Here is a 10563-nt window from a genome sequence, read left to right as displayed (position 1 = left end):
AAATCCAGAAAAAATCAAAATTGAAATCGATTACAATGGGCTATGGTGACAAGCCTATTCATCAGGATCTCGGACGTGAACCTACTGAATTAACAGTGACATGTAGTCTGGAAAACGGCAGCACATGTGATTCTTTAAGAAGTTTTGTAAATACTCTGAATATTCCAAAGAAAAAGGTTCATAATGTATTTTTACCCGGTCAGATTCTTTACGTTATCAGTAACAGTGGTATAATTGCAGATATCCCGTTGCATAGTGCATGGAGAATAGACAAAGCAAGTATAGAACAGAGCAATATTAACAGATGCACATTTACCCTCAATCTTCTTCGTGATGAACGTGCAGAAAAGGAGTTCTGATTATGGCTGGACTAATCTTCAATTATTATCAGGAAAAGGTTCAGAACGATGGGACCATCACTTACATTTTAAAAAAGGAACTTCCGGAAATTAAAGCAGTAAATGTCTGTAAAGTAGATATTGAATTTAACAAGTTTGTTGTACAGGCTACAGAACCCCCGGAGATATTTCCATTAGGAGTTCAGGGAAAGACAGCTTCGATATCCGGTTCTTTTGGTTCACCAATCGACTCAATTCTTACATTACCAAGCATTCTGGATGACTATGCAATACAACCGGGTTATGTTCTTTCTGTCAAAACAGATCCGAATAATACTGCATGGTTATTACATGATGGACTTTGGAAAATTGAAAACTTTGCATTTGATAGAGAAGGTTTAAAACAGGGTAAGATAGACTTCAATGCCAGTCTTATCTACATATGGGAAGATAACGAATCGATGTATAAATATTTTGGAGAAGGTAATCCGGTGAATCCATGACATCAGAATGGGAACTCGTAATATATAAATTTAATAATAATACAAAAAAATGGACCACTTCCCAGAATGACAACATAAAATTACAAAGCAGTCCATATATTTCGGTTAAATCAGGCTCAAAATGTTATGCAATTATCGAATCACCGGTAAAGATTGATCCATTCAAGCATCTTGTTCAGTTACGTTATAATAATCAGGAACTCAAATTTTTTAAAGTAGGCATTGTAAAAACATGTGAACAGAAAACCAATTCAAATCTGTACAGAATTCAGATAAATGATATTCTGGAGTTCCTGACTCATATCAGATTAACTTCAGAAATAAAAGGGATATTCCGATCAGGAAACATGATCCGGAATCCGGATCAGACTACCAGACAATACAGGACTTTGTCAGAAATCCTCGATATAATCTTAAAGAAATGGTGTAAAGATCTGCAGAGTGATGCTGAAATCTATGATCCGTATGTTACTCTGATCCCAACCGAAGCAGTTGATAAAAGCAATACTTGGGGTACATCCGTATTTATTCCGAATACACAAAATTACTATCCAACTTTGATGTTTTCAGATATCAGTGTTATTGATGCCTGTAAAAAGGTTATCTGTGATACTGCAAATCTCACCATGTGGATCGACATAGACCTGACCAAGACAAGTCCCGTTAAATTGGAATACGGTTATACACGAGATCCTATTGTTTTTGAACCAAAGGAATTTTTTGTAGAGAATAAAGTAATCGATCCTTCATTAGTTGGCCCTCCGGTTCAGGCTATCAAATTATTAAGCAACAATGATGAAATTTTTGGTTATGCTGATATCTATAACAATGACATTAAAAATTCATTTGAAATGTCATCCACCGTCAGAACAATTGCTATTTACCGGGTGGATGGAAACTTTTCCCAGCAGGAGTTGAATGCATTATCTGCACGAATGCTTTATGAACGTAATCATCAGGAAAATACCGGTTATCAACTTACATTTCCTGAAGTAATCCCAAGATTCAAAGAAGGTGATTATTTTGACGGTCTTGGAGATTCAACCATCGATCCTCCGATGAATTACAAAAGCGGTAATGACGTTGATCCAGCAACAGATCCCCGTGACAGTGTCTGGAAGATCACGGAAATCGAAGTCAAAAACAACACCATGTATGTCACCGTAAACTCAACATACAAAACAATATTTGAGATGTTTCAGAGCAAGATTCAGGAAGTCAAGTCAAGCAATCCGCCAATCGAATCAACTGATCATAAATCCGGGATTATTCAGTTACAAAAAGGAATGAACAATGACATTTTCAAATATGATCCATTATATATTGATGCTTCATGTACCGGTGACATCACATTCGACATCACACTAAATGATGCAATTCAGGAAACCGTTGGAAAATCAGAAAATGAAGGAAGATTTGTAGAATATGCAACTCAATCTCATTGTATTGAGATACTTCCAAGCATGATGCATACTATCAGTCTGTATCATCTTGATAACATTCCTGCAAAATACCAGTATGGTGAAATAGATATTGAATATACATTCGACTGCATGGAAAACTGTGGCAATGATTGTCTGGATGGCTGTGAACGTATTTATGGTTCAGTTTTCAAAACACGTGAAGAAGTTGCCACCCTTAAATTTTACTTAACCAGTGCCATTTACTGTACAATTGGCAAACATAATTCATATGTGGATTGTGAAGCATGTGTTGCTGCTTGTGGAAGTGACACTGTATGTCAGAGTACAAATTGTTTCGATGGTGGTCCCGTTACTACCTGTGCAGAATGGATAGAAGCATTATATGAAGATTGTAATCTGACATTTGATCGTGCATTAAATTCATTGGATATAATAGAATCAAAATTTGCAACATTAAAAAATAAAACCAAACATTGCTTGGACAGATTTGAAGATTTAAATGAAGATGCATCTGATATAGTCAAAGTATATGATGAATTTGCAACAAAGTATATCGAAGATTTAAAGTGGAATTCATATCAGTATTGTCATCTTGAAGATTGTGCATCATCAGTTCTTGATGCACAAAATTGCTTTGCCACGTATACAAATGTCAAAAATGACGCACAAACACTTCAAACAAAGTTAACCCAATATTTGACAACAGCCACAGATGCTATCACACCATGCAGTTCAACAAATCCAACACACTGTTTCGAATGTGAATATCTTAACTTCGTTCATGATGAAATCAAATACATTTATACAGTGTACTCCAGTTATTATAATGAACTGATAAATGGAGTCAATGCATTCGGAACCTCCATTACAGCATTATCATCATCATGTAATAATTGCAAAAACGCCGAAAATACGTGTATAGCACAATGTACAAGTGAATGTTCTTCATGTCTCGGAAATTGCAGTGAATTCAGCGGATATGAAGAATGTTTAGAGAACGCAACAACGCAGGCACAGCGAGCAGCATGTCTCGATATGTATTCCAAATACAAACAATGTTTATGCGAATGTTCAGACTGTTCTGATTCATGTACAGACTATTGTGAATTCATGTGCAAGGACTTTGAATATTACGAATGCCTCAAGCCTTTGAGTATTTGTAATGGTCAGTTAAATGTCAATTACCTTAAAATTAAAGAAGCGTATGCCAATATAATCCAGCATATAACATCGAGATTACATGCAAGTCATGAACGTGTAAAATTCAGACATGAAACTGTATATAAGCCAATGTATGATGAACTTAATTACATCATCAATATATTAATTCCAAATCTCCGGAATAAAATTAATGAAGCCAGAGCATGTGCCAGTAATCCACAAAATGACTGCAGTGGTTACAAAACTCCCTTGGATAATCTCATCGAAGAACTATACAATAGGATCGGGTTGTTATATGCGAACTTAATAGATTCCTGCAGCAATTCATGTGATGCAGATTGCGAAGAATTTGATTTAGGTGTTAATTCATCATTTAAACCAGATCCAAATCAGTTTCCGACTTGGTACAAAGAAGATGTTGTGTCCATGAATCTGGTAGAAAATTCAGAGTCCAATCTGTATTTCAAGAGTGTGGAAAACTTCACAACACGAACACAGACAATTAAAATCAGATCATGGCCCGGAGCACCACCGGTAGTCTCGAATGGAATGCTCCCACCAATGAACATTGATGTAAATTTTGTCAATAACAAACGGTATTCATCAATGCTTTTAAATAATGTAACAGTTATATGCAGATTCCATTATCTTGATGACACACCATTTTTATCAAACAAACGAGAATATTCAGAGTTATACATTGGAGACACCTTTGATACTACATATGAACCGGCAACCAACGGATATCCATTATATGCGTATGTTTCAGGTATAAAAACATCCGATATTATCAAGGTATATGGATACTATTTAAGTGATTTTACTGAATTAGGAAACAAAGGATATCAGGATGTCATACCAATGCAACTAGTACAGGATTATAATACTGTAAAAATTTATAAGAGTCTGTGGGGTATCAATTCACAGGATCATGATTATTATACACAGAATAAAACTGACAGAAGGTACCATGCCCGGATTTTAACACCACGTGCAATTGTTGAAGATCCAAAGTTATATAATATAAATGTGATTCCGCTTGGAAATATAAATGCTCCGGACACAAAAATAGAGATTAAATTAACCCCGACTAACAGAATCGATGGGATTAATGAAGAAGAGCTTGCATCCGCAGCAAGTAAAATCAGGTATTTTAATGATGTCCAGCCGCTTGAAAATCTGACAGCAACATTTGAACGAAAATATCTGAATCCGATTTATCTGGAAACTTTGAATAGAACATATAAAAATAATGTAACCGTTATTCCAAAGGGTTTTGATGAATCCGATTTTATCAGATATGCAAAAATCTATATAAATGATTATGAAACACCGTTAGATATTTATAACGGTGGAAATATTACATTTACAGAAAACCTCGTAAATTCAACAGATGGCGTCAGATGTTCCGATGTGTTCGAATTTGGAACAAAACGCCCGAATATTATCAACGTTTATGTTGGGAAACGATATGATCTTGAAATGAACATTACTTATAATAAGTTTAAAAATATATATCCTTACGGTGAATATGATGATTCAGCAACCTAAAGGGCTTACCAATTTAAAATCAGATAACTGGCAACGAAGAAAGGGAAAATTAAAACAAGGTTGTAAAGCATGCAGTGGATGTACATTAGATATCTTTGTATATGATGATATTAATAGAGACAGGGCATATGGAAGTCTAATAGACGGGGCTGGATTTGATCTGCCGTTAAGAAATGTATTGATCGATCTATATAAAAGAGATGGAACATATGTAAAAAGTGCGCGAACTGATAATGGAAAAACATTCCCACAACGTGCGGGTCACGTAATCTTTAAACGAGTTCCAGAGGGAGAATTTTATATACGAATTAATCCATCAAACGATGAAGTAGATATCCAGTCAGCATTATATAATCATATATTGCCAACAGATCCGGGATATTTTATAAATACAGTTGGATGTGATGGTGGGGAAACGATTAATGTATCATACGGATTTTATCTGGATGAAACTCCATTAATTTTATCAGATTTAAATGCATGTGCTGCCACACCTTCTTCATGCTATCATCGATCCGGTGCATGCAATATTACATCCGGAACAATTGATGGGAATGGTGCTGCCGCTGGTGGAATCTTTAAATTTTATCTATATGTTTATGGAACAAATCCAATATGTAATGTTTCATTTCATCCCGTGAAACATTGGGATATCTCAAAAGAATTAACAAATCACATTTTTTATCTTGATACATATTCTGAATGCTACTTAAGTAATCCAAATATGAATGTTTTTAATAATTGTACTCATAAACATTACAATCCGATTACCAAGATATGCAATACACTGTATAACCAACATTGTAGATATACTGATTTTTACTCTATTATCAACTACTATTCATCACCTGAAGAGATATGTGGTGTTATTCATATCGATTACTCAGGATATTCATTATATACTCAGGCGTATGGACTACTAAAATGGGATGGTGAAACGCCAGACCTTATGCAACTTGCGTTTTATGGTAGAATCAAATTCTTCCCATCGAGAATCGGAAATTATTATATTGAGGCATATGTACGCATACCAACTGGCTACAGAAAATTCAGATTCAGTATCCAAAGATACACAATGACTTAATTTAAAATAGACTTAAGATACAAATACGAGTCAAGCCCCTCTAACAAAGAAGGAAGAAAGGAAGTCTTCACTTTCTCTGTTATTTGGTGTGCACATACCTGTTGGTTATTTAATATATTTAATATTTTTGATCCTTATTTTATTTCACTTTCTTTATATACGGCAAACTGTATAATATTTTAATTAGTGGTAATCATGGCAGGTTATTTAGGCAGTGTCAATCTTCGATCAATCACTCGTATTGCCGAGAGGAATAAATCTGTAATTGCAAATACTTCAATATTCCCACAGGACATCAAAGGAGAAATGATCGGTTCGAGTATCTGGACTATTCAATGCTCATTTGCTAATTCTGGCAAACTTGAAGTTATTACAAAACAACCGGGCTCTACTGATATTTCGGAAATTCTAAACTCTTCAATCATAGCAAATCAGGATTATCTGTATACCTTTATCACGTCAGACAAAGAATCAATAAATTTCAAGTTTTCAGTGAATTCTACTTGTAAACGATTTATATTAATGGAGAGTGGAGGGATCTACTAATGGCATACCCTCCAAATCCAAATGGCGGTGGAAATGGAAATGGGATATATGCAGGTATGTCCCCACCAGAAAATCCGGAAGTAAACAGATATTGGTTAAACACTTCTACTTATAAATTGTTTTATTGGGAAATAGATCCGGTAAATAGTCAGAATAACAGATGGGTAGAGATCAGTGAATATGATATCCCTGATATTCCAGATATTCCTGATGTATCAAATTTTTTAACTGCCCCTAATGTTGAGGAATCAAGATTATATCATGTAATATTTAGTGACGGGGACAAAGGAACATTCACCAATGGAATAAAAACAAATCAGTATAATCAGTTTGATTTGCATTATAATCAGATCAAGAATGCAATAATTGATTGTGGTGCATTTTATGACTAGCACTAAGCAAATAAGTTATGTTATCCATATCCATCCAAGTGGGAAAATAAGAAGGCAGAAAATAGAATGGGCATGTATTGATAATTGTCAAGACTTTCAAAAGAATATTAAAATTCCTGTTTTTATTCCATGGATTGTAAAGGATGCCAAAGAAGGTGCACATAATGGATTAGAAGCATACCCGGTATATATTAATGGTAGAAAAATAGATCCATTTAGTAGTAAAGTTTATATAGAAGGGAAATGTGGTAGTTCATATACTGTTATATATGATTATCTTAAGCTAAGATATAAACTAACAGGGATCGGACCTTATAAATACGATGAAGAAGATCATTTTGGATATACATCAAATTACAAACCATGGTATTGTTGTGAAGACTGTGCCAAAGTACGCCCCGATCCAGCATGGTGTAAACATTGGTTCTCCCAATCAATAGGTATTTTTAAAAATGGTTATTTAGGAATGACCATTCCTAAATATTTAGAGGATTCAAACTGGTATCTTGATATAAAATATTCATTAAATACAAAATCTCTGATAGAAATATCCGAACAATATATTGATATTGATTCATATCAGTTCAATCATGATAACGGAAAGATTTTTAGAGTTAATAAAATTGTATCTGATATTTCTACAGTATGGGAATTTAAGTATGGTGGCAAGCCAGGTAAGTATCGTCCTAGAAAAGGTACTATATCTGTTTATTGTTTTTATGAAGGAAATCAAGTAGTTGATGATTTACTTGTTATTGTATGGCCCAGAGATGGAACCGAACCAGTGACTGGTGGTGCAAACTTTAGTGGGGTTTTTCATGCACCACAGACACTTTTTGTTTCTGCATATTACATTGATCATGGAAAGTTGTTCTTTGGGGAGAAAGATGTAAATGTTACTCCTGATGATGATCCAAATTGGCAAGGGCCCGATGCCTGTGTAATCCATTTACAGGAAGCAGAAGTTGGAGATTGTACATTCACCCTTGGTGTAAAGGGGAAAACAGATGATACAGGTGAAGATGTATGGCTTGATGCATCTCTTTATCCGGGTGTTGAAGTAAAATTCCCGAAGTTATATATAAATCCGGATGATCCCCAGTTAGAAAAAACTATAAATATGGGGATAGTTGGTATTGGTACCGTAATATGTACATCAGTTGCTGTATTATTAGGTTTTATTGGATTTTCCAAGGCAATGTACAGTGTAGCAATAGGTAAATGGAAAGGTACATCAGCACAAATGGCTTTTAATCACGACAAAGTGATGAAGATTATAAGTGATAAAGCCAGAAAAGCAGATTGGTTAAGTGTTCCGATAGAAAGATCCAGCGATGTGTTAAGCACTGTAAAGGCAATGAACCAGTTAAGATATGCCGATATTATGGCAAAATCTGCAAAAAAAGTTAGTGTAGTGAGTGGAATTTTTCCAAATTCTGCAAATCTTTTGACATGGGCTGGTCTTTTCGGTGCTCTTACTGTTTCATTGGTAGAAGAATCAGCAACTGACAAACCTAAATCCGAACAACCTTTCTCTCCTCCAAATGATGATGGAGAAGAAGAAGGAGAAGGAGGAGGAGGAGGAGGAGGAAATAATTATCCTCCTTGGATTCCTGCTCAAGAATGTTTTTATTCATCATATTATAATTTTGGGGAAACTGATGAATACTGGCCAAAACCAGCAGAAGGATCAGTAGGTGAGGAGCCCCCAACCAATCCGGTTAATAACGATCCGGTTAATAACGATCCGGTTAATAACGATCCGGTTAATAAACTTGGGATTTTTGTAATGTCTGAAAGTCAGGCAGTTGCTAAAGACAGTGAATATGTACAGATAGCTCCGCTGTATATATTATCACAGAATCTGTATTATCTTGGAAATGATCAGCATAATGGGATTGGTATCATTTCATACGTTAGAAATTCATTAACTATCAACAATATAATTTATACTGCAACAGAACCACAGCGATGGTGGGGATTTGATATTATATCATACATTCCAAGATCTGTAAAACTGGATCATGATCCAGTAAATAACAAATTGTTTTTTGATGCATCGTCAATCAAGGATGGGACTGTTATCGTTATCGGTGGAGACTGGGAAGAGAAAAATCCGGAAGATTTGCCCCCTACCGAAACTGGTATTTTAATTGTAGAGACAGATATTAAAACACCTTCGATAATACAGGTTATGAATGATTTTTATAATGCAACCGGAGAAGGTCCTTATTATATCTCATCTCCACCTGTCGGAACATACAATGTATTTCTTGCATCAGAAGGATTCAATACAGAAAAACAAACAGCTATTATTGTAAAAGATCAGGTAACCAGAATTATGTTCAAACTAACACGTGCATATTATTCTATTACTATTAAGTTTGTTTGTATAGGAGCTGCTGTTCCCGGTCTTACTATATATAGAGATACAACTCCATTAGGAACTATCGGAAATGACAAGACATTAACATGGTCGACAAAAATATATGATTTTACAATATTTTTATTCAACATTAATCAGGATATTGGAAATATCCATTACTATGGCATAAAACATATTTCTATACGTCCAGAAAAGAGTAGTACAAATTATGAAATAATGATTACTGTTCATTCCAGTAAAAGAGAAACAAATCCCGTTCCGGATGTGATAAATAATGGATGATATTGTAATAAATGGTCCATTTATTCATACAGTAAGTTATCTTGAGAATTACAGTATAAGAATGGGACCAGATATAAATAAAATAAGAATTGTAATTAAAGATCAGAATTTGAAATTATACAAATTTATTTCGTTTAAAGTAAGACAGACACTAAAGAAGTTTCCATGGGATACCGTAATGGTATATGCAGAAGGAAATTCCTATCGTGAAATGTTGCCATTCAAAGGTTCGCCTTCACAAGTTTACGAATTCATGGAATACAGAATCCGGATACCCGTTACGATCACCGATACATTTATTTTAAATTTCTTTTACAACTCAAATTCTTACCTTATTTTGGATATAACTGATTTAAAATTTGGTCCGTTAATTACAGATCCGGATCTGTTCGATCTTCCTGTTGAAGTCAGATTATCTGCTGAAGGACCCGGTGAAGTTTCTCCATTTCCGGGAAGTATACCATCATATGAAGGAGAAATTGTAGAAATCAAAGCACGGGCATATAATAACTGTATGGTGGATTGTATTGAATTTAATGGTATTGTTCTGGATGAGAATGGAAACAGATATCCTCCTGTAAAATATGGTAATACCTTACAGACAATCAGACCAATTAAAGTAAGAGCATCGTTTATAAACTGGGGTGCTATTCATGTTATTTTTAAGGAGAGAAACATATGACATCGGATAGTTATGTTCGTGTTATTCAACTATTATCTGCTGGAGATCCCGTTTCTGTTGGACCGTATGATCTCGCATTTTATGAAAGCGGACCCGCTGGCCACTCATTTGTTTGGGATGATGATGATGGTGCACGAATCTATTTATCAAGGGTTCCAAATTCTGTTGCCAAAGTAAATTCAGGAACCGGAGTATATAATTTAAATGCGGGAAA

8 protein-coding genes are annotated in these 10563 nt (G+C 34.8%); all 8 read left to right on the top strand.

Going from position 1 to position 10563, the window contains the following annotated elements:
- Window positions 1–359, top strand: a 359-nt coding sequence (locus tag PLA23_RS05905) for a hypothetical protein (RefSeq protein ID WP_324474403.1), incomplete at its 5' end; no start/stop codon positions are given.
- Between the two features lie 2 nt (window positions 360–361).
- Complete coding sequence (locus PLA23_RS05900) at window positions 362–841, top strand: hypothetical protein (RefSeq protein WP_324328559.1); 480 nt, start codon at window positions 362–364, stop codon at window positions 839–841.
- Complete coding sequence (locus PLA23_RS05895) at window positions 838–4977, top strand: hypothetical protein (protein ID WP_324474401.1); 4140 nt, start codon at window positions 838–840, stop codon at window positions 4975–4977. The genes PLA23_RS05900 and PLA23_RS05895 overlap by 4 nt, the downstream gene beginning before the upstream one ends.
- A complete protein-coding gene (locus PLA23_RS05890; protein ID WP_324474398.1) occupies window positions 4958–6061 on the top strand; it encodes a hypothetical protein in 1104 nt (367 codons plus the stop codon). Before PLA23_RS05895 ends, PLA23_RS05890 begins: the two co-directional genes overlap by 20 nt.
- Window positions 6062–6606: 545 nt before the next feature.
- On the top strand, window positions 6607–6999 hold the full coding sequence (locus PLA23_RS05885) for a hypothetical protein (protein WP_324330790.1): 393 nt from the start codon (window positions 6607–6609) through the stop codon (window positions 6997–6999).
- Entirely contained in the window at window positions 6992–9667 is a 2676-nt protein-coding gene (locus PLA23_RS05880; protein ID WP_324474396.1) for a hypothetical protein, read from the top strand. The genes PLA23_RS05885 and PLA23_RS05880 overlap by 8 nt, the downstream gene beginning before the upstream one ends.
- Window positions 9660–10349 (top strand): hypothetical protein, encoded by a 690-nt coding sequence (locus tag PLA23_RS05875; protein ID WP_324330793.1) that lies wholly within the window; start codon window positions 9660–9662, stop codon window positions 10347–10349. The genes PLA23_RS05880 and PLA23_RS05875 overlap by 8 nt, the downstream gene beginning before the upstream one ends.
- The coding region (locus tag PLA23_RS05870; RefSeq protein WP_324474393.1) for a hypothetical protein at window positions 10346–10563 on the top strand (218 nt) is incomplete at its 3' end. The genes PLA23_RS05875 and PLA23_RS05870, both read left to right, overlap by 4 nt.

The sequence above is a fragment of the Methanospirillum sp. genome (assembly GCF_035406105.1).
Taxonomy (GTDB): domain Archaea; phylum Halobacteriota; class Methanomicrobia; order Methanomicrobiales; family Methanospirillaceae; genus Methanospirillum.
Note: the sequence above shows the minus strand (reverse complement) of the source record. Positions and strands in the feature narration are given on the sequence as shown.

What these genes read in the sequence shown, in the direction of transcription:
- PLA23_RS05900 (WP_324328559.1), top strand. Translation starts at nt 362, where the DNA reads ATGGCTGGACTAATCTTCAATTATTATCAGGAAAAGGTTCAGAACGAT.
- PLA23_RS05895 (WP_324474401.1), top strand. Translation starts at nt 838, where the DNA reads ATGACATCAGAATGGGAACTCGTAATATATAAATTTAATAATAATACA.
- PLA23_RS05890 (WP_324474398.1), top strand. Translation starts at nt 4,958, where the DNA reads ATGATGATTCAGCAACCTAAAGGGCTTACCAATTTAAAATCAGATAAC.
- PLA23_RS05885 (WP_324330790.1), top strand. Translation starts at nt 6,607, where the DNA reads ATGGCATACCCTCCAAATCCAAATGGCGGTGGAAATGGAAATGGGATA.
- PLA23_RS05880 (WP_324474396.1), top strand. Translation starts at nt 6,992, where the DNA reads ATGACTAGCACTAAGCAAATAAGTTATGTTATCCATATCCATCCAAGT.
- PLA23_RS05875 (WP_324330793.1), top strand. Translation starts at nt 9,660, where the DNA reads ATGGATGATATTGTAATAAATGGTCCATTTATTCATACAGTAAGTTAT.